The organism is Sphingobium sp. (assembly GCF_049304695.1).
In the GTDB taxonomy this organism is placed as follows: Bacteria; Pseudomonadota; Alphaproteobacteria; order Sphingomonadales; family Sphingomonadaceae; genus Sphingobium.
Map to the genome: position 1 here is coordinate 1 of NZ_JBAQOK010000080.1, position 18167 is coordinate 18167.

At 59.2% G+C, this 18167-nt stretch carries 16 protein-coding genes; 7 read left to right on the forward strand and 9 right to left on the reverse strand.

Annotation, left to right across the window (positions count from 1 at the left end; all coding sequences use genetic code 11):
• Window positions 1-261 precede the first annotated feature (261 nt).
• Window positions 262-1092 (reverse strand): hypothetical protein, encoded by an 831-nt coding sequence (locus WA070_RS14440; protein WP_422634630.1) that lies wholly within the window; start codon window positions 1090-1092, stop codon window positions 262-264.
• Between the two features lie 332 nt (window positions 1093-1424).
• Between WA070_RS14440 and WA070_RS14445 the strand changes: the two genes are divergently transcribed.
• The 5 genes from WA070_RS14445 to WA070_RS14465 all read left to right on the forward strand — a co-directional run bounded on the left by WA070_RS14445 (window position 1425) and on the right by WA070_RS14465 (window position 3711).
• A complete protein-coding gene (locus tag WA070_RS14445) occupies window positions 1425-2177 on the forward strand; it encodes a hypothetical protein (RefSeq protein ID WP_422634631.1) in 753 nt (250 codons plus the stop codon).
• A gap of 32 nt (window positions 2178-2209) precedes the next feature.
• Window positions 2210-2707 (forward strand): hypothetical protein, encoded by a 498-nt coding sequence (locus WA070_RS14450; RefSeq protein WP_422634632.1) that lies wholly within the window; start codon window positions 2210-2212, stop codon window positions 2705-2707.
• An 87-nt stretch (window positions 2708-2794) separates the two neighbouring features.
• Window positions 2795-3214, forward strand: coding sequence for a hypothetical protein (locus tag WA070_RS14455; protein ID WP_422634633.1), 420 nt, complete (start codon window positions 2795-2797; stop codon window positions 3212-3214).
• A 31-nt stretch (window positions 3215-3245) separates the two neighbouring features.
• Complete coding sequence (locus WA070_RS14460; RefSeq protein ID WP_422634634.1) at window positions 3246-3479, forward strand: hypothetical protein; 234 nt, start codon at window positions 3246-3248, stop codon at window positions 3477-3479.
• A 4-nt stretch (window positions 3480-3483) separates the two neighbouring features.
• Window positions 3484-3711 carry a hypothetical protein gene (locus WA070_RS14465; protein WP_422634635.1) on the forward strand — a complete coding sequence of 76 codons (228 nt, stop codon included), beginning with the start codon at window positions 3484-3486 and terminating at the stop codon, window positions 3709-3711.
• 1053 nt (window positions 3712-4764) lie between these two features.
• Here WA070_RS14465 and WA070_RS14470 read toward each other — a convergent pair.
• The 8 genes from WA070_RS14470 to WA070_RS14505 all read right to left on the reverse strand — a co-directional run bounded on the left by WA070_RS14470 (window position 4765) and on the right by WA070_RS14505 (window position 14683).
• Window positions 4765-6705 (reverse strand): DUF3732 domain-containing protein, encoded by a 1941-nt coding sequence (locus WA070_RS14470; protein WP_422634636.1) that lies wholly within the window; start codon window positions 6703-6705, stop codon window positions 4765-4767.
• Window positions 6705-7217: a three component ABC system middle component gene (locus tag WA070_RS14475; protein ID WP_422634637.1), complete on the reverse strand. Its 513-nt coding sequence runs from the start codon at window positions 7215-7217 to the stop codon at window positions 6705-6707. The genes WA070_RS14470 and WA070_RS14475 overlap by 1 nt, the downstream gene beginning before the upstream one ends.
• Window positions 7217-8434 carry an ABC-three component system protein gene (locus WA070_RS14480; RefSeq protein WP_422634638.1) on the reverse strand — a complete coding sequence of 406 codons (1218 nt, stop codon included), beginning with the start codon at window positions 8432-8434 and terminating at the stop codon, window positions 7217-7219. The genes WA070_RS14475 and WA070_RS14480 overlap by 1 nt, the downstream gene beginning before the upstream one ends.
• Window positions 8435-8712: 278 nt before the next feature.
• Window positions 8713-10485 (reverse strand): ADP-ribosylglycohydrolase family protein, encoded by a 1773-nt coding sequence (locus WA070_RS14485; RefSeq protein ID WP_422634639.1) that lies wholly within the window; start codon window positions 10483-10485, stop codon window positions 8713-8715.
• Window positions 10449-11111, reverse strand: a complete 663-nt coding sequence (locus tag WA070_RS14490) for a DarT ssDNA thymidine ADP-ribosyltransferase family protein (protein WP_422634640.1) — start codon at window positions 11109-11111, stop codon at window positions 10449-10451. The genes WA070_RS14485 and WA070_RS14490 overlap by 37 nt, the downstream gene beginning before the upstream one ends.
• A complete protein-coding gene (locus tag WA070_RS14495) occupies window positions 11108-12511 on the reverse strand; it encodes a 3'-5' exonuclease (RefSeq protein ID WP_422634641.1) in 1404 nt (467 codons plus the stop codon). Before WA070_RS14495 ends, WA070_RS14490 begins: the two co-directional genes overlap by 4 nt.
• 333 nt (window positions 12512-12844) lie before the next feature.
• A complete protein-coding gene (locus tag WA070_RS14500; protein ID WP_422634642.1) occupies window positions 12845-13519 on the reverse strand; it encodes a hypothetical protein in 675 nt (224 codons plus the stop codon).
• Between the two features lie 36 nt (window positions 13520-13555).
• Window positions 13556-14683 (reverse strand): competence protein CoiA family protein, encoded by a 1128-nt coding sequence (locus tag WA070_RS14505; RefSeq protein ID WP_422634643.1) that lies wholly within the window; start codon window positions 14681-14683, stop codon window positions 13556-13558.
• 412 nt (window positions 14684-15095) lie between these two features.
• Here WA070_RS14505 and WA070_RS14510 point away from each other — a divergent pair, with 412 nt between their 5' ends.
• Window positions 15096-16832: a hypothetical protein gene (locus WA070_RS14510; protein ID WP_422634644.1), complete on the forward strand. Its 1737-nt coding sequence runs from the start codon at window positions 15096-15098 to the stop codon at window positions 16830-16832.
• A gap of 44 nt (window positions 16833-16876) precedes the next feature.
• On the forward strand, window positions 16877-18166 hold the full coding sequence (locus WA070_RS14515) for a hypothetical protein (protein WP_422634645.1): 1290 nt from the start codon (window positions 16877-16879) through the stop codon (window positions 18164-18166).
• The last annotated feature ends 1 nt before the right edge of the window (window position 18167 follow it).

Sequence of the window (18167 nt, forward strand, 5' to 3'; positions counted from 1 at the left end):
CCTGAAATTACCGTGATCTGACTCATCGCACCGTCCCTAGTACCGGTGCAAACACCGGCGCTTGCACCGGTGCCATCTCGAAATATCAGCCGATCACCGCAAGGTGGCCCTCACCGGAGCGATACGAAAAGTGGGGAGTGTGGTTACAATGTGGGGAAACTGGGTGAAGTGCTAGCAACTCCTCACTTTACCGCTGCCCCCACATTCCCCACTTCACCCAGTTTACCGGGTTCCCCTACGCGCATGTGCGCCCGCGTGTGGTCAATCAGCTTGCGGTTGTGCGTCCGGTGATGGGAGGTCGGCCCGCGCCAATATCCATTGCACGCGATTGGGATGGGCGCACTTCACGCAGACGACTGTGCTCGGTTGCTCATAATCCATTTTGAGAAGCGCACCTCGCGGGGCGAGTGTAATTGCGCCGCACGCCGCGCAAAGAATCTCCACCGAGTCCAATTCGAATGTGAAACTGGCGTCATCCTCCAATGTGACTTTGTAGCCCCGGCTGCATTTGGGATTGAAACAGGATATCGTTTGTCCAGATTTAAGCAGCCCAGCGCGTCTTTTATTCTTCTGACCACAGTGGCACTCGAATGAGACTTCCTCACCGAAGCCGGAAAAGGTCATCGTCCCCTTTGAGATGCGTTCCAACTCTTCAACGACAAGGTCAACCTTCGCGCGTATTCCCGCCTTGTCGCCGTATGAAGATATGTGGTCATCCTTGTGTTCGGGTAGCTTAACGTGAAGAGCTAGATTGGACAGAGCATTCCACATGCTCGCAATCACTCGTGGGCGAAAACCTACTTCGGTCCCAATTTCCGTATAGTCATCGTCCTCGGGCTTGATGCCTAGTGAAACAGGGCTTCCTATCATGAGGGTCATTGTCTTGCCGAGATTCTCGTCAACATCAGCCATGATCTTATTCATTACATAACTTGGTGACCAGCCGCGAAGTTCAGCGTGAGGTATGTAGTCATGACGCTGCCGAAGCCGATCATAACAAACCTTCTCTAAAGCGAGACGTGCTTCAAGAGCAGCATAGGTGACGCTTGCGTCAGTGTCGTCGGCGAGGAGAGATTTGATACGCTCGATCATTGGCGGGATATTTATCATTGCAAGATAGTGCCAGCGTCGCGACCGCTTGTCACCACATGCGGGCCGGCAACCGCCGCGCTAGGGCACGAGCCGCCGCCGTCGCCAGCAGTGGTGCGGCCATACCCGGCCCGCGCTGTAGCGGCGGCACAGCGGCCCACCCGCCTGTGGTCATCACCCGAAAATCGCCGACCCACAAATATGTTATGTCACGGCCACGCGCCGCAGAACTGAACTAAGTGATTGTTATAGCAAAATAATTGCTTGCGGACCTTCAAGCTCCCTCCCTAGCTTGTAGCCAATGTCTAGCCACATCCAACATGGGAGGCAGCCAAATGGCTGATGAAATCGACACCCGCGTAAGTCTCGATCTTGATCCAGAAGCCGCGATGCTCACCATCAATGATTACGACGACGACACCGCATCTTACGTCGCCACTGCCAAGTCGGCGTTCACCGAAGCGTTTACTTCGCTCCGCGCGATCCACGACGCCAAGGCGGCGGTGGCGGATGACCCCACGCTCAATGAGGCAGGGCAGCTTCTGAAGGTCGATGATTTTGCCCGCAACCGGATGCTCGCGAAGGTCTATCCGCTGTGGGACACCGCGTCGTCCAGCCTCAACGCCAAAGTTGAAGCGTGGGAGAAGGAGATGACGAAGGAGGTTGTGTCCCAGTCCTCGCAGATGGTGAGCGGCGAGATACGCGCCCACATGAAGGGCCTCAAGACCGGCGAGCGCCTAGCAGCCATCTCGCAGGCGATCCGCGATGGCGATTCCGTGGTGGCATCCGCCGTGCTGGGCGCGCCTGCGATGTTGAGCGGGCTGGACGAGGAGATGAAGCAAGTTCTGCTCCGCGAGTATCACGAGAAGTTCAATCCCGGCCTCGCCAAGCGCCTGCGCGCTGTCACCGCCGCCCGCGATCTGATCGACGGTCGGATGGGAGTGCTCAAGAAGGAGGTCGCAAAGGCGGTCGGCACCATCAAGATCAAGGGTCCGAGCTACGAGCTTCACGGTCGATATTCGGGTGAGATCACCCCCGGCCAATTGCGCGCACAACGGGACAATTCACACAAGCCGTTCACGGTCTGAGGCGCTTGTTCTAATCAAATCGAGGAAGTTCGATGACCGCCACAATCCAGCCCCCTTGGGGCACGGACTGGAAGCCTGCGCCTCCACCCGTTGCATCTGAACCTCGCGGTCCCGGCAACCCGTCATGGGTAAAAAATGGGCCAAGTCCCAACCCGAACGGACGACCCGCAGGCATTCCCGACCGACGCTTGCTGGCCACACAGCAGATGCTCGATGAGATGCGGAACATCGTGGCGGTGCTGATCGGCAAGGCGCTTGAGGGCGACAGCAACTCGGCCGCGATCTTGATGGCCAAATGCCTCCCCAGCATCAAGGCGCAGGCGGAGAAGGTCAGCTTCGACTTTGATGCGTCCGCGCCGATCAGCGATCAGGTCGCCCAGGTGCTGGACGCTGTTGCCGCTGGCACGGTCGCGCCGGACGTGGGGCGGCTCATTATCGACAGCATCGCTCGCCTCGCGGACGTTCGGGCATCGGAGGAACTGGCCGCTCGGATCGAGGCCCTTGAGGAGGCGAACGGTGCCCGAGGGTAAATCCAATTTTTCCCAGCATATTTTGCAAAAAAGCCGAGTGCGAACGGCGTTGGCGCAGATTGATGCATACCCCGACGGAGGCCGTTCATGACGACGATAACCACACAGCGGAACCGCGTCATCACGGAGGCACCGGAACACGATGACGTGTTTGTCCGCGTGTCGCTCACGGTGCCCGGTGACGAACCCGGCAGGCTGTCAGTGCGCCATCTGCGCTACCAGCCTGTCAGCGACTATCAGGCAGCGGTGGATTGGGCGGTCAGCATGGCGGACCAGATGGCATATCCCATCCATGTCGTGCCGCTTAGCCATAGCGACATTTTCCGCACGGGGCGCTGGACCCCGTTCCGCAACTTCATTGCTGGCATGGACGATCAGGAGCGCGGGAAACTGCGCCAGATTGTGGTCACCACAGCAGCAGAGGTCATGCGGGACTGCGACGACCCGGACGTCCGCGCCGACATGTTCGATGTCCTGCGCCAACTCAAGGTGACTTATGAAAGCTGACGAACCCTACGCGCCCATCGTGAAGTATGGAATGGCCACGGACGAAACGGACCGCATCGTCGCGCGCCACTTTGGCATCGTGGACGATGAAGCTGCCCTTGCTGGCGCACAGGCTGCCCACGACATCAAGATCAGCAAAGCGTTGCGTGCGTCGGCTGATCGACGGAGGCAGGCAGACACGCCAGCGCCTGCACCGCCCGCGCAACCTCTCGCTGAGGCGCTTGAGGAAGCGCAGGACTGGCGCGCGAAGCTCGGTCTGAGCTGACCACATGAGTCTCCGGGCACTCCAACGCCGCGTGAAGCGGATAGAGGATGCTCGGAAGCCGCGACCGTCGCCCTTCACAGTTTGGTTCGGCTCGTTCGACGCTTGGGTTGAACTGGAGGTTCTGCCCGGCATCGAAAGCGGTGCGCTGGACGGTGCCGACATGATCGTCATTGTCGCTGCCCTGCGGGCATGGGAGTGCGGCGGGGCATGGGATACTGCACATGCTCGCTGACGGTGAACCCGCGTGGCTACTAGCGTGGCGGCACCAGCAGGCTCAGCCGCCGCGCCCACCGGCACCCCCTGCGCCTCGTCCGAAGTCGGACGGCCTCCATGTGCCGCTACGGATGCGGGGGCAAGCTGCCGCCATTGGTATCGTAGAACCGGACCCGTGGCCGTTCGACGGTTGTCTGCGCCGGGAGCCAGTGATGGACGCCGACGACCCGCACCGCGTGGTCAGGAGGGTGGGCTGGCACCGCTGCATGAAGTGCCGCCGTCCATTTTTCTCAGAGGACGTGATTCGTCTGCGGTTGTGCAGCGGCGCGCAAGGCTGTCGGGGAGACGAGGACAGATTCAGATAGAGGTTGCGGGAGGTTTCTAGTTTGACTCCCGCGATGAGGGTTAAGGCCACCGACCCCTCGCCTTCATAACATCGGGGCCACCAGCGGGGACGGGCACTCCTTTCCGCCTGACGCTGTGCAGCGCCTCGCGCCTTCGGGAGCGGGGCGTTGCTGTGAAGGCGGCAGCCGCTAGAAATACGCTAGAGCGCAAACGGTAAGAGCGCACGGAGCGACCCGCGAGGCGGTGTAAATGGCTGTATTTATTGGGAATTTTGGTGGACGCACTTGGGCTCGAACCAAGGACCCGCTGATTAAGAGACCGCCTTTCTACTTTGATTTACAAGGATTTTCTTTGTAAACTACTACCTTAAAATGCCACCAAAACTCAAGCTGTCGAGGCCAACCGTAAACCGATGAGCCACGATCAGAAAAGTTTCTTAAGCACCTGCTATATCCATGATCAGGAAGGAGTCCGGGATGATGTTTTCAAATTATTTTTGGGCCGTAGCGGGAAAGCCCATTTTCATCTGTGGCCATTTCAGGCCAATACTTCAGGCTATGCAACGCCATTCGAAATCGCTTGCTTTTGGACAGCTTGGTCGAGCCGTTTTTAGGCAAGGGTTGGGACATTCCCGAATGGCCGGTTCCGAGTGACGTAACGGAAGAATCGGACACTTAAGAGAAATATTTGAGATAAGTCAGTGACAGCTTATTGCTCCCGTCATTAATCACTGGATGTCCTTCAACCAATCGGGCGGTACTAATTTGATGCCGTCACGCCAGCGTTCGACTGTAGATTCGCGGAACCAGTCGTTCAAAAGCTCGACATGGTCTGCGACAATAATTTGCATTCGACCATCTAGCTTGGCGCAATAATCGTAAAGCAGCTTGTAGAGACGCGCGACAGCCTGCTGATCCTCGTCTTCTGTCCCGCTGATTTCCCCGACATCGCGTTCCGGTGGGTAATGGGCCTGGGAAGGCTGATCGATCATCAGCAGCGCTGGAAGCGGCCGTCCGCGAACCCGGAAAAGCCGGTGAAGCGCAAGGTGGGCCGCGATATGATAGCCTACCCAATTTTCGGCGCTGCCCATGTGGAAGAGCTGCAAAGGGCCATTGTCCGTGTCCGCCGTCACGGTCAGGTTGCGTCGGTCGAGCCGGAGCGGGTGGCCGCTATGCTCAAGACGCAGGATCCGGGCATAATCGGTAATGTCGCGGCCGACGAGGCTTAGCGCCGTAGAGATGTTTTCAGTCATTGTCTCAGGATCCAAGGCCTGTTCCAGCTCTGCAACCTCGGCTCGCGCACGGGCAAGTTCGAGCTTGATGCCGGCATCGTCCGTAGCTGTTCTTGTGTTCTCTAGATAATAGCTAATACGGCCCGCGATATGAGCCTGCTCCGTAAAAAGATCCTGATCGATGCGCAGCCTCTCATTCGACGCAATACGATCAGTGATATCCTGCTGGACGGCTTTGAGCTCAGTATCTAGCGCAGCACGACTTCCCTCCAGATGAAGGATGTGGGCCTGCAACCGTGGGGCGTCTCGCCGCGCCGATGAGAGCTGGTCTCCCAGCGTTTGAAGGGATGCTTTGATGGCCTCCACTTTTGGCACCTCGACCGCAAGATTGCTTGCGCAAAGGGGGCAATGCTGGGTGTCTGCATCCGATGACCGCAGGAGACCGATCGATGCAAGCCGGGCAGATTGTTCGTTTGCCTCGATGAGGAAATCATCTGCCTCCCGTTCCAGCCGACTATAGTTGTTGATCTCCTCCCGGACATCTTGAAGCCTTGCTCGCAGATCGCGGCGCTTCTGATCCAAGTCCGCAAGATCGGCGGTACTATCGCTTGTATCTACATAATCGCGCGGGCGGGGCGCTGCTGCATCGGTGAGCAATTGCCGAAGATGAGCCGTGTCCTGACTAACAACGTCGGGAGGGATGAGATTGGCGCGTTTGGCATCGCGGAACAATCGCTCCGCACTTGTGGTCGCTTCGGTACTCAACGCTTTGAGTTCAGCGAACTCCCGCTCCAGTCGACGCAGCTTGATTTTGGCCGCATCATAGCGGCGTTGCTTGAGGTAATAATCCTCCTCCATGGCGCCAAGGAAGTAGGGGAGAGTGTCCTTGATCGCGCGGGGTATCCCTTCCTCACCCTGCCGATGAAAGAGAAGGCGTCGGTTGGCGATCTCATCCTGCGCCTGTAGCGAGAAAAAGATGGCCTGGCTTGCGCTAGCTGGGGTGCCAGGGCGCAGAAGACCGGCTTCGGCGGAATATACATTCTCCGAAATCTTGAGAATGCGGGAGAGCTCTATGCGGAGGCCTTCTGCCGTGATGTTCTTGTGAAATGCGGACGGGTCAGACGGCAGTTCGTCGATATTGCGTTCGAGGTAAAGTTCGTCACTGGCGGAGCGAGACATGCCGGGATTCCGCCGGGCAACCAGAATTCCTTCGCCTTCGTTGTCCCACAGAACTGCAAACCAAGATACCGCCTTGCGGATTTCACCGTGGGGCACTGTGCATTCCGAGCGACCCCAGCAATAATCGACGATCTCCAGAAGAGCCGACTTGCCCGATTTCGATGCGCCCGTGACGATGTTGAGCTGGCCGAGCTCAAAATGCACGTCCCTTCGTTCGCCGGAATGGGAGTAGATGGCGATCGCGCTTAGCTGCAGCATCAGGGTTTAAGTCCCAGAGTTTGAAGGATGAGAAGGGGGTTATTCTGAGCGGCAAACCAGCGCCCGAGAAGGCGAGCAGAGCGCCTGATCTCGTCTGTCTCGGCTGTTCCTGCTTTGATTTTGCGCGTCAGCGCTATCGGCTTTTCGCCTGGAATGAGGCCCGCCGGCGTGAGGTCGAGTGCCTGAAGCTGGATCAGGAAAAGAAGAGCTTCGCGGGTTATCGGCCGCAGACGAGCGATGCGATCGCTCAGCGGTCTGAGCAAAGCGTCATTGTTGACAGCCCAGGTTCGAAGCGTGGTAGACGATTGGCTTGGAAGACGCTCGCGAGATGCCGGATGAAGGGCGAGTGGCAAAATAGTGAATGCCAAAGGAAAGCTCAGCGGACGTTTGCCCGTCTTGAAATGCGCGTGAACGGATTGTGCGATGATCTCACCGCAAAATGCAGGGTTGAACAAGGCAGCCTCTTCCCGAGGTCTTTCATCCCATCCGAGCTCCAACAATTCGCCCGGCATTATTTAGGCTCTTTCGGAAATATGGTCTTGTAATCCCTGTGCCACCCAAGCCTGATATCGTTCGCCAGAATATGGTAAGAACCCACGCTCAGTGACCGCGTCAGGAGCGAACGGAACGGAATGCGCGCTTCCGTTTCGACCCAGTGGAAAAGCTCCTGCCCTGCCGATTGAAGGTGATTTTCACCATCCTCGGCAGGCCGGCTACGATCGCACATCCTCTCGAACCTGGGCTCCCATTCCTCGATAAGGCGTCTTTCGAATGACGCGAGTTCACCATCATGAACCGCATGCTCTCGGGTCCACTTGGATCGCTGGGAAAAGGCCCGGTAATAATCTCTCTTTGCCCACTGGATACGAAGACCGCCTACCCCGATTGCGCGCAACTGCCCGATGAATGGAAAGACTTCAAACCCGATTGCCTGCTCATCGGTAGGCTCCGCCTCTTCGAAATCTAGGTTCAACCCTTCCCGCTTCAGTAATTCCCGCACATCATCCAGTTTCGCTTCAATTTCCCCGATTGCGACCGGGGTGGGAGGCTTGTCGATGAGCGCCTTGCATACCCGGGGCCACCACCAGCCCTCGATCAGTTCGCGAGCTTTATGAGCCTGTCCCCGCGGCGCGAAGAGGCGGAGGCATTCCTCTATCTCGGCTTCGACATCCACTAAATCTGGCTGCTGATCGAGTATTTCGACAGAGCTGAGCAAAGACGCCCTCATCGGCTCGCTCAACGCGAGAAACGCCGTGAAAGCGCGTTTGAGCGCTTCGTTTGTTGAACTTTCCGCGATCAAGGTGAGCCTCAGCGCCGCACCCTTGGGATCGCGCTTGCTTCCTATGGAATAGGTTGGAGCTGGTCTCAAAAGCGAGGCGACCGAAGCGTCAGGCGCATTGCCGGTCGTGATTAGAGCGAAGCGCGTTCTGCCGGGGAGCGATGGGTCAACGGCGATTGCTTCCGCCCATATCCTTATCGTCTTCCAAAGGTCCGAGCTCGAATCCGTAAGCGAAGCGGCTCTATCTAGATGATGCTTGGTTTGCAGCAGATCGAAGGCTGCGCCGTCTCGCTCAAAGCTAATGTCATCGAGCGCTTCGATTGACACTTCGACATTACTATCCCGATTTACGTAGGAGAGAGCCAAGAGAAGGGCGAGGCGCGCCTGATAGAGGTAGCCTGCTGCCGAAGGCGCAGCTGAGAAGTTCGTACTAAGCCCTTGTTCCCCCATCTCCTCAAATTGCCAAGTTTATTCTAAAAGGCAACAGGCATATGTCGTAATTGGCGCTTCCCCTTCCCGAAGGCTCTAACTTTTATACGAACTGATGGGGTAGATGTGGTCCGACAGCTGCCGCTTGAACATAGATCACCTTCGGATGCGCCATCGGAATTCATCATAGTGCTTTCGATAAGGGATCTGCCCTTTGGTCTGTGATGTCCTCGACGCGACATAAGCCCCTCACCATGAGCGGCAGGCCTAGGCTGCGTCTACGCTGGTTCATTGAGATCCTAGTCGCGTCGGCGCCGCCCCCGCGCGAGTTTCGCCTTAGCGATGATCGCCGCGAACGCTACTGCAATGTCGGCCGAACCGGTTTCCTCGAGCAGGCGATTGAACACACGTCCGATCGTTAGATCGTCGAACTCGTTATGTATGACGACGTCGGTCCAGTAGTCGAGGCCGGATCTTGCCGCACGGGCAGCCGGCTCCGACGGCTCATGCCGCCTAGCGGGCTGGCTCACGCCCTGATCGAAAAGGTTCGCTTGGCTATCCTTCGCCGAGATTGACGCCGAAGCCGGGGGTGTTACTGGCGCCGGGCGCGTGGGCGGCTTCCGAGCGGACACGGGTCGCTGACGATCGCCAGGCAGCTGCGACGGATCGAGCCTGTCATTCACCACCTTTCTGCGCTTGGCGAGGACCGTCTGTCCGAAAGGGAGGGCGAACCACTGCCAAAGCGCGTCACCGGCCGCGTAGTCTGGGCCTGAAGGATTGAGTGGGCCCAGACCGGCTAAGGCGAACCCGCTGTCGCTCAATCCGACAGATGCGGTCTGCCGTGTTGGGGGTGACCAGTGTCCCAGATCCGGGTAGGCGAAGCTGTCCTGCGGTCGTCCTGAGGCGATAGCCGCGAGGCGCCGTGCCTCCTGAACAATATAGTCACGATCCTGGACGGCCCATTGTGGCTCGCTCCCACGGACGCAGCCCATAAGGGCGCCAGCCATGGTCGCGATCGTGTCGGTGTCGCTCTCAAGCTCATTAGCTGCCAGGATGAGCGCGTCCTCGATCGACCGGTCACGGTAGAGCCACGCAAGCGCGACGGCCGCAAGGGCTGTCTTGAATCCCGACCCCCGGAAGCGTTGCGTGAGGCACCCCGTCCGCTCGAGTAGCATGCGGTAGGATCGCTCCGCATCGGCCTCGTTGATCCGCTGGACGGCGTAGACATCCTGCAATGCCTCCGAGCGCATGGTCTCGATCGCCGAGACGAGTGACCGGCCAGCACTATTCTCCCAAGCAGACTGCCAGAATGCGGCGAGCTGCGGGTCCGCTGCGATCAACTCCGGCAGGACGCTTAGCCTCTCAACGAACAACGGCCAGTCCGATGGACCGGGCACGGAGCGATGCTCCAGCGCATGTGCCATGCACAAGGCGTGGAAGACAGCGCCGCAAAAGCCGTGCGGATGGCCATGGGTAACAAGGGCGTCCCTGAGGACGTTGCCGATCATCGGTTCTATGAAATCCGCCCCAGCGGCCCAGATATGGGGCTGAATGCGCATGGCCGCGCCATTGCCGCCGCCTGAGATATAATTCTGTCCGCCCGACTCGAAGAAATTCGAGAACCAGTTGACGCCGCGCCGCGATAGATTGCTCGCCGCCGCCTTCGTGCCCAAGCCGGCGCCCAGCGCGTAGCTCGGCCAGACCGTGACCTCCACCTTCGCAAAGGCCTCCACATCGAACTCGCCGTCGCCGCGGATCGCACGGCAGACTGCGAGCCGAAGCTGAGTATCGTCGGAGTAGGTGCCGGCAGGAAGATCGACGCGCGGACCCGCTCGCCCGCCTATCATGCGTTGCCAGTTCACAGGCGCGGTGACAGTGGCAGAGCCGGTGCGGTGGGCGACACCCGACTCGCCGCGCGCCAGTTCGGTCATCCAGCCGAGCGCATCGCCGGCCGCAGCCCACAGGGCGGAACTGATCACCGCCTGCTCCCGGGAGGAGGGCTCAAGGGTGGGTGCGATGGAAGGAGACTCAGCGTTCAATTTTTCTTTCCCAGGAACTTCAATGGTGACCATATAACCTCGACGCCGGCCAAGCCAAATTCTTCAAGCCAGCCGGTCACCTGGTCCTGATATTCCTCCTCGCGAACATAGACCCGCCGCAGATAGTCCGTCGAGACCGCGGCCGGATAGAGGATTTCGGCCTGTTCGCATGTCGCAAGCTCTGCCGCCCTCGCGCCTCGATACACCCTCCAAGACGGCGTCTTACGGCGGATGGGCTGGGCGAAGAGTGCCTCCAGGCCTGCCGCGCCCCGCTCGCGCTCGCACAGATCATAGGAGTTGTTGGTTGTAGCGAACACCACATTCTCATGGGTCATCACCACCGCATCGAAAGACAAGATCGCCCACCAGACATCGCCGCCAGCGTGCCAGCGCTCCGACACTTCGAAATAACGCCGATTGATCTCCGAGATGGAGAGATTGACATAGTCGAGCCAGTTATCGCTCTTGTCAAAAAAGGCGTTGGCCTCTGGCCGGACCGCAGCATTCACATGCAGGATATGCTGGAGATACTGATCCTCCGGCAGCCGGTAGCGCGACTGCAGCGCCCGGCTGGCGAGTGTGCCCACAAGCCCCTTGTGGGTGGTGAAGTGGAGCGCCTCTGCGATGCCGCGCTCATCGATGATCGCCTGGATGGTCATACGTCGATCTGATCGAAGGTGCCCGCGCCGAAATATTGGATGAGGCGCGACTGCTCTCCCGGCTTATAGCCTACGATCACCTCCTTGCGCGCCCGCGCCACCGCGACCGCGAGGAGGCGTCGGAGCACGAGGACCTCATCGTCGAGCTGCTCGTCGGGATAGGGCGTATTTTCGTCGTTGAAGCCCAAGATGAACACATAGTCGAACTCGAGGCCCTTGGCCGAGTGAAAGGTGGACAGCGCCACATTCTCGTCGCCCGCCGGCCAGTCCCGCTCGCGCGTGATGTCCGCCCAGCCGATGCCATGGGCATTGAGCTGCGCCTTGATCGTCGAGAACCATACGCCCGCCTGGGGCTTGAGGAAGGCGACCGAGTCCGTCTCAAGGTCGACATGGCGTGAGATATGGTTGATCGCCCAGGCTGCCTGTCGGCTGTAGAGGCCCCGCAGGACCCTCGGCCTCGGTCCATGGGTCGTGGCGGCAGCGAGATTGGGCAGGACGCCGTCAGGCTCCGCGCCGAAGCCGTGCAAGATCGAGGCGGCGAAGGCCGCGATCTCGACCGTGTTGCGATGATTGGCTCGCAGCGTATGTACACGCTCTGGCCGTACGTCGAAGCCAGCCTCGGCCCAGGTGAACCCCCTGGCATAGATACGCTGGACCGTATCTATGACAAAGGTGATGGCATGATCGGGTGCCAGATGGTGGACGATGGCGCGCAGCTGATTGGCGGAAAAATCCTGGCTCTCGTCGACAATCACGATATCGTAGCCGTGCGTATTGACCTCGCGGGCCATACGCACGGTAATCGAATTCCAATCCTCGATGCCTTCCTCGCGCAGCCAGGCCAGATAGGGATAAATCACCTCGTCGAGGATTCGCCTGCGCAAGGGGCGCCCGACACGGGGCACCGCGCCCCGGCCGGTGCGCTCGGTCGCGATATAATCCTCCAGCCGCTCGGGTTCGAAGCGTCCCAAAAGATATTCCGCCTCCTTGATGATATAGCCGGGCGTCAGCTCTCCAAGGCGTATAGCGAGGGTTCTTAGCCGACCCCGTGACCGGTCCGCCTGCACGTCAGGATTGCCGAGCGATGACATGGCCCAGCGGCCGAAGGTGTCGATCCGCAGCTCGATATTAGCATTGGGCGCGATTTGGGTCTCGGCAAGATTGCGGACATAGCCCGCCAACGTCCTGTTGAAGGTGAGCACAAGCACGCGCACGGGCGTCTCGATTGCGAGTCGGCCATGGCGGGCGGCGAACATGAGGCACAGTGATCGCAGCCGCAGAAGCGCCGTCGATGTTTTGCCGCTCCCGGCTGCGCCGCAAATGACTTCTACGCCGAATCGGTTCTGGCTTATAAGCGGAAGTTGCTCAGCGGTTGCGGTGACCCGCGGCAGCGTCTTCACTTCATTCCCCCACGATCATCAACAGTCCAAGTCACGCGCGACCGTGCAGAATCGAGTCCTGCTTCGATCGATTGCATAGGCCTTGTCGTGCAGAAAGCTCAAGCTCATCCTGCTCCCCACACTGCTTGGGCTATGGGGAGCCACCAGCAGGAGCGCATTCGAGCAGCTGACTTTTCGGTGGGGAAAGAGAATACGCCGTTCAACGGCAACAAAGGTTTGGGGCGGGAAGGACGCACGCGCATAAGTGGTCGGTCGCGGCTTTCCCGCGCACGTTGCAGTATGAATTGCCGAGCGCCCGGGGCATTCCGTTGCTTACCGAGCCTAAGGTAGGGTTTAGAGAGATGCTGGCATGATTTCTTTGCAGGTCCGAAGTGCGCGATCATCCACGCAATAATCGATGGGGCGTTGCCCGCCGAGTTTGGGGTTCGGAGATTTGCACCAGAGATCGGCTCTCACCGGATCACGCGCGCGTTTTCTGGCTAGATCCGCCAGGTCAAAGCGATTTTTCTCCAATGCGGCTTGCTGACGCACTTGGGCGGCCTGTTTCGCTTCGGCTTCACGGCGCTCATTGTGCAACCGTGCAAGTTCTGACGTGGCACAGGCCAGACCTTCATCGGATTCGGTAGTGAGGTCAATCGGTGTCTTGCCATCAAGCTGCGCATTCGCTGCCAACAGCCAATGCTGCGCTAACTCACCCAGCACAGCCGACGCCTTGTCCTGTAATGTTGAAATCCGGCGATCCCGCTCCGCCTGCGTCAATCGGGCGACACGCTCGTGCCCTTTTTGGACCCGGCGCTCCTCCTGCGCGATCTCCTGGCGCTCATATTCCGCCAGCAATGGCAGTCCCAGGAGATCATCGGCAAGGCGTCGCCCGCCTACCACCATATCATACACGGCTTCGTGGAATGCGGGGGCTTCATCCTCATCATACGAGGTCACGAACCAATCGACCCAACTGGCCCGATCAAAGCCGGAGGTCTCGTTTTCCGGGATGTCCGACAATATCATATCAACCCAGTCGGCAACTTCCTCTTTTCGTTCTTGCTACTGCTGCCAGGCTGCTTCCTGCTCCTTGCGGAGATACACGGCGCTACTCGACGGCAACCAATGTTTGCCGAGCACGTGTTTGTCGAACATCCAATGCTGTTCTTTCAACCATTTGAGATAGCTGTGAACGACATGCCAGGGATCCTGAAATGCCGAGAATTCCCTTTGCATCCTGGCCGTGCTGTCCTTGGAGATGGGGTTGAGGCCCGGCCTTATGAGATCCTTGACATATGCGAGGGCATGATTGGTTTCAAAGGCGCTTGGTGACACGGTCGCCTCGTCCCAGAGGAAGCGGTTTACCAGTCGGGCTTGCCAATATGCCGGCGGCACTCGGAAACATGTCGCACCCTTCACCGCATGGCCGAGTTTCTGAGAAAATCCGCGTTTCATCGCCAATTTATATTGGTCGGCCAGATGCTCGTCCGGATCGCCGCAAGACATCAGGGCTTCGTTCCAGATGCCCGCGACCTTCTCATATTCAGCATCCAAAACCTGCTGTTTCGCACTGGCTTCTGATGCTGCCCGTGCCTCCATGTCCTGCTGAACCCTGGCCGCTCTGGCATTGTGCAGCCATTCCCGAGGTGCAGTTTCCAGGATCGCAGCCTCCCATGCGCCACGATCGTCCCATTCCAGTTTCGACAGGTCTATTTCTACCGAGGAAATGCCACGACTTCTCAGCTTCTCAAGTTTGATGGGATCGACCCGATGACGCACATAGATCTCGACATGCAGAACCTTGCCACTGGCCGTGACGAGAAGCAGGTCCGGTCGGACATTCCCATCTGCCTTTTCGACCCGCACCTCTGAGAATTCATACTGCCTGCGATCGGAAATAGCCTCCGTCCGTCCGGCTGCGTTGGCTTGAACGGCAGGAATCCACAGCCATAGCCTGTCCGCCAGCAAGGTCTTGGCGAAGAAATGCAGTTCAGATTCCGGTGTCGGACGACAATTGGTAGGAGCGTGATGGGCAAAATACCAGCGTCGCTTGGTGCCTTGCTTGGCAAGGACTGGCTGCCCGCATTCGAAGCAGACACAGCGACATTGCAGGCCATTGGCGACATCCTTGATGTCAGCCCGTTTACCGTCAGGCCCGATTGCCTGCGTGGGGTGCCAACCGCCATTCATGGAAAGTTAGTTGGATCGAAAGTCTGCATAGCATGTCCAGACTAGCGGGCGGATTTTTAGCCGCAACGCCAAGTTTTGCATCTCAGGTACCGGCGCGCTTAAGGCAGGACTGCCGTTCGCATTACCAGAATCTACCTGTCGGTAATGTCGGAAAGCGGCCGGTCCGCACTTGGATGTCGAAAATTCAAGGCTGAACGACGGTAATGGATCGGTATCGTGGGGAGACTACGACCGCGATCACCGCAGCGCGCCTGCGCCGCAGCAGCCATTAAATTATCCGACGTTTTCGCAGGGTACGGCGCGACATTGCTCACTCGCTGATTTATCTAAACTGTCGTCGATCTGGAAGAATTGCAGAGCGCAAAGTGGCGGCGATCCTGCTATTCTTGGATTCGTTCGGGGGATCAGCGATATGACCGAATTGCAGCCAGTGCGAAAGCTTACTATCGTCGCCAAGGATCCGGGGCTGCGAGTGGGTCCAGATGGCGCTATGCTCTTCGCGCAGGTCGATGTTCCGGCGGAGATTTTGGGGCCTGGTCCGACCGGATACCGGATCAAGGTCGTCGACTATAACGCCACCGAGCGACGTGCCTATGCCGCACGCCAAAGCTATCAAGACGGCGATACGCTGCTCGATCCTTTCGCACCGGTGGAAGGCGAGGGGCTGCTTGATCCGAAATATCAGGCCAAGGCGCTCGCCGATCCAAATTTCCATGCGCAGAATTGCTATGCGATCGCGATGCGGACGCTCGGTCTGTTCGAGCGGGGGCTTGGGCGGCGGGTGAATTGGTCGTCCGGCGGCCATCAGCTTCATATCGCCCCGCACGCCTTCGCGCTCGCCAACGCGTTCTATTCCGAACCTGACCGCTCGCTGATGTTTGGCTACTTCTTCGATGCTGAAGGCAAGCCAATCTTCACCTCGCTCAGCCACGACATCGTCGCACATGAAACCACCCATGCTGTGCTCGATGGGCTGCGCACGCGTTATACCGAACCTTCAGGACCGGATCAGGCCGCGTTCCACGAGGGGTTCGCCGATATCGTCGCGATCCTCTCAATCTTCTCGCTGCCGGAAGTGGTTGCCGCGGGGCTCGGGTTTAGCGGCAAGATGCCGGGAAGTGGCGAGCCGATGGTGCTGATCGCAGCGGACAAGCTCACTATCGAGGCCATCCGTACTTCGATCTTATTGGGTATTGGCGCGGAGATCGGCATGGGGACCGGCGGTGGGCGGCAATCGCTTCGCCAGTCGGTCGAACTGCCGCCGCGTGCCGATATCCTCGACGACCCCGATATGGCCGAGCCCCACAATCGCGGCGAGATTGTCGTAGCTGCAATGACGAGTGCCTTTGTGGAACTGTGGACAACGCGGATCGCGCACCTGGGCACATTCGAAAATGGCGACTATAACCTCTCTGCAGTCGTGGACGAAGGCGCCAAGGCAGCGGCGCAGCTCTTGCAGATGGCGATCCGCGCCATTGATTACTGCCCGCCGACCGATCTGGATTTCGGTCAGTTCCTGGCCGGGCTGCTTACCGCCGATCGGGAGCTGGTTCCCGACGATAGCCGCTTTGGTTATCGCGCCCTGATCCGCAAAGCCTTTGCCAGCTACGGAATTGTCTCGCCGCCCAAGGAGACCGATGGGGAGGGCTGCTGGCCGCGCTTCGCCGCTGCCGAGACGCTGCAATATTCAAGGAGCAACGCCGAGGCGCTGACCCGCGATCGCAACGAGTGCTTCCGGTTTCTCTGGGAAAACCGGGAAGCGCTCGAGATCACTGAGCGGGGCTATACCGAGGTGATCTCGATCGACTCGTCGCTGCGCATCGACCCTGACGGTATCCCGTTCCGCGAGACGATCTGCCAATATGTCCAACTCGGCCATTTCTTCGGCGCAGAGCTTATCGGCATATGTAAGATCAAGCCACTGCCGGAAGGGTTCACGACAACCTCCAGCGTCGATCTGCTCGGCGGCGGTGTGGTCGTGTTCGACCAATATGGCCGGGTCAAATATCATATCGCCAACCGCCTCCTCGATGGGAGACGTCAGCGCCAACGGCTCGAATATCTGCGGGATACCGGCCAGCTGCGAAGCCGGCGCGACGATGCGCGTACCCGGTTCGCGAACCTCCATCTTGCACGCATGGAAGGGTGAAGACGATGCCGGCACCCATCACCGCAGAAATTCGCGCCTATCAAATGGGCTTTGGCGACTGTTTCCTGCTGAGCTTCCGCTACGATCCTTCGGACAATCTGGCGGCACGGCATATCCTCATTGACTTCGGCAGCACTGGCATGCCGGACAAGACCGAGGTGACATTGGACGCGGTCGCTGCCGATATCGCTCGGCAGTGCGGCGGGGCGCTCGACATCGTCGTCGCGACGCACCGGCATAAAGACCATATCAGCGGCTTTGCCACCAAGACGAACGGCAAAGGGTCGGGCGATGTCATTCGTGGCCTGAGCCCCAAGCGTGTCATCCAGCCCTGGACGGAAGCACCCGAAGCGCCGGAGGGGTGGGCCGGGCCGCCGGACGTGAGTACCGCGAAAGCCTTTGCCGACCGGACCCAGTCGCTGGCGGCGATGCAGGCAGTTGCGCAATCGGTGGTTGACCGGCTGGATCGCGAAGGCGGTTTCGATCCGCGCTGGCCGCTTGCCGATCGGCTCCGCTTCATCGGTGAGGACAATATCTCCAATGTCTCGGCGGTGAAGAACCTGATGACGATGGCGGGGGAGGACGGGAAGAATAACCTCTACGTCTTCCACGGCTGCGATCTCGACCTTTCCGATATTTTGCCTGGTGTGAAGGTACACGTGCTGGGACCGCCGACCCTAAACCAGTCGGCGTCGATCAAGGCCTATGCGAAGCGGTCGGACGATTACTGGTTTCGGGCAAGCGGCCTGGCTGCGCTTTCAGCGACCGATACCGTCGCGGCGGACAAGAAGAGCATGTTGTTTCCCAAGCTAAAGAGCCGCGACACCTTCCGCGCATCACGGTTACCGACCGAAATGCGCTGGGTCGCAGGACGGGTTAATGCGGCCGAGGCCGATCAGATGCTGGGGATTGTCACCGCGCTGGATTCGGTGATGAACAACACCAGCGTGATCCTGTTGTTCGAGGCGGGCAGCAAAAAGCTGCTATTTCCCGGCGACGCCCAGCTCGAAGATTGGAGCTACGCACTGCAAAGTGCGATGGCGCCGCTGCTCGATGACGTCGATCTCTACAAGGTCGGCCATCATGGTAGCCTCAATGCAACGCCGAAGCGTATGTGGGAGCGCTTCAAAAAGCGCGGCGAGGCGGGCAAACCGGACCGGCTGCAATCGATTATGTCGACTATGGCCGGCAAACATGGCGGTAAGGACGGTGCTCCCACCGAAGTGCCGCGCGGGCCGCTTGTCAAAGAACTCAAGGCCGAAAGCACGCTGCACAACACCCAGGATTTGAAGCCTGCCGATCTTTGTCAGCTGATCACGATCGATCTGAGGTAGC

What these genes read in the sequence shown, in the direction of transcription:
- WA070_RS14440 (WP_422634630.1), bottom strand. Translation starts at nt 1,092, where the DNA reads ATGATCGAGCGTATCAAATCTCTCCTCGCCGACGACACTGACGCAAGC.
- WA070_RS14445 (WP_422634631.1), top strand. Translation starts at nt 1,425, where the DNA reads ATGGCTGATGAAATCGACACCCGCGTAAGTCTCGATCTTGATCCAGAA.
- WA070_RS14450 (WP_422634632.1), top strand. Translation starts at nt 2,210, where the DNA reads ATGACCGCCACAATCCAGCCCCCTTGGGGCACGGACTGGAAGCCTGCG.
- WA070_RS14455 (WP_422634633.1), top strand. Translation starts at nt 2,795, where the DNA reads ATGACGACGATAACCACACAGCGGAACCGCGTCATCACGGAGGCACCG.
- WA070_RS14460 (WP_422634634.1), top strand. Translation starts at nt 3,246, where the DNA reads ATGGCCACGGACGAAACGGACCGCATCGTCGCGCGCCACTTTGGCATC.
- WA070_RS14465 (WP_422634635.1), top strand. Translation starts at nt 3,484, where the DNA reads ATGAGTCTCCGGGCACTCCAACGCCGCGTGAAGCGGATAGAGGATGCT.
- WA070_RS14470 (WP_422634636.1), bottom strand. Translation starts at nt 6,705, where the DNA reads ATGCTGCAGCTAAGCGCGATCGCCATCTACTCCCATTCCGGCGAACGA.
- WA070_RS14475 (WP_422634637.1), bottom strand. Translation starts at nt 7,217, where the DNA reads ATGCCGGGCGAATTGTTGGAGCTCGGATGGGATGAAAGACCTCGGGAA.
- WA070_RS14480 (WP_422634638.1), bottom strand. Translation starts at nt 8,434, where the DNA reads ATGGGGGAACAAGGGCTTAGTACGAACTTCTCAGCTGCGCCTTCGGCA.
- WA070_RS14485 (WP_422634639.1), bottom strand. Translation starts at nt 10,485, where the DNA reads ATGGTCACCATTGAAGTTCCTGGGAAAGAAAAATTGAACGCTGAGTCT.
- WA070_RS14490 (WP_422634640.1), bottom strand. Translation starts at nt 11,111, where the DNA reads ATGACCATCCAGGCGATCATCGATGAGCGCGGCATCGCAGAGGCGCTC.
- WA070_RS14500 (WP_422634642.1), bottom strand. Translation starts at nt 13,519, where the DNA reads ATGATATTGTCGGACATCCCGGAAAACGAGACCTCCGGCTTTGATCGG.
- WA070_RS14505 (WP_422634643.1), bottom strand. Translation starts at nt 14,683, where the DNA reads ATGAATGGCGGTTGGCACCCCACGCAGGCAATCGGGCCTGACGGTAAA.
- WA070_RS14510 (WP_422634644.1), top strand. Translation starts at nt 15,096, where the DNA reads ATGACCGAATTGCAGCCAGTGCGAAAGCTTACTATCGTCGCCAAGGAT.
- WA070_RS14515 (WP_422634645.1), top strand. Translation starts at nt 16,877, where the DNA reads ATGGGCTTTGGCGACTGTTTCCTGCTGAGCTTCCGCTACGATCCTTCG.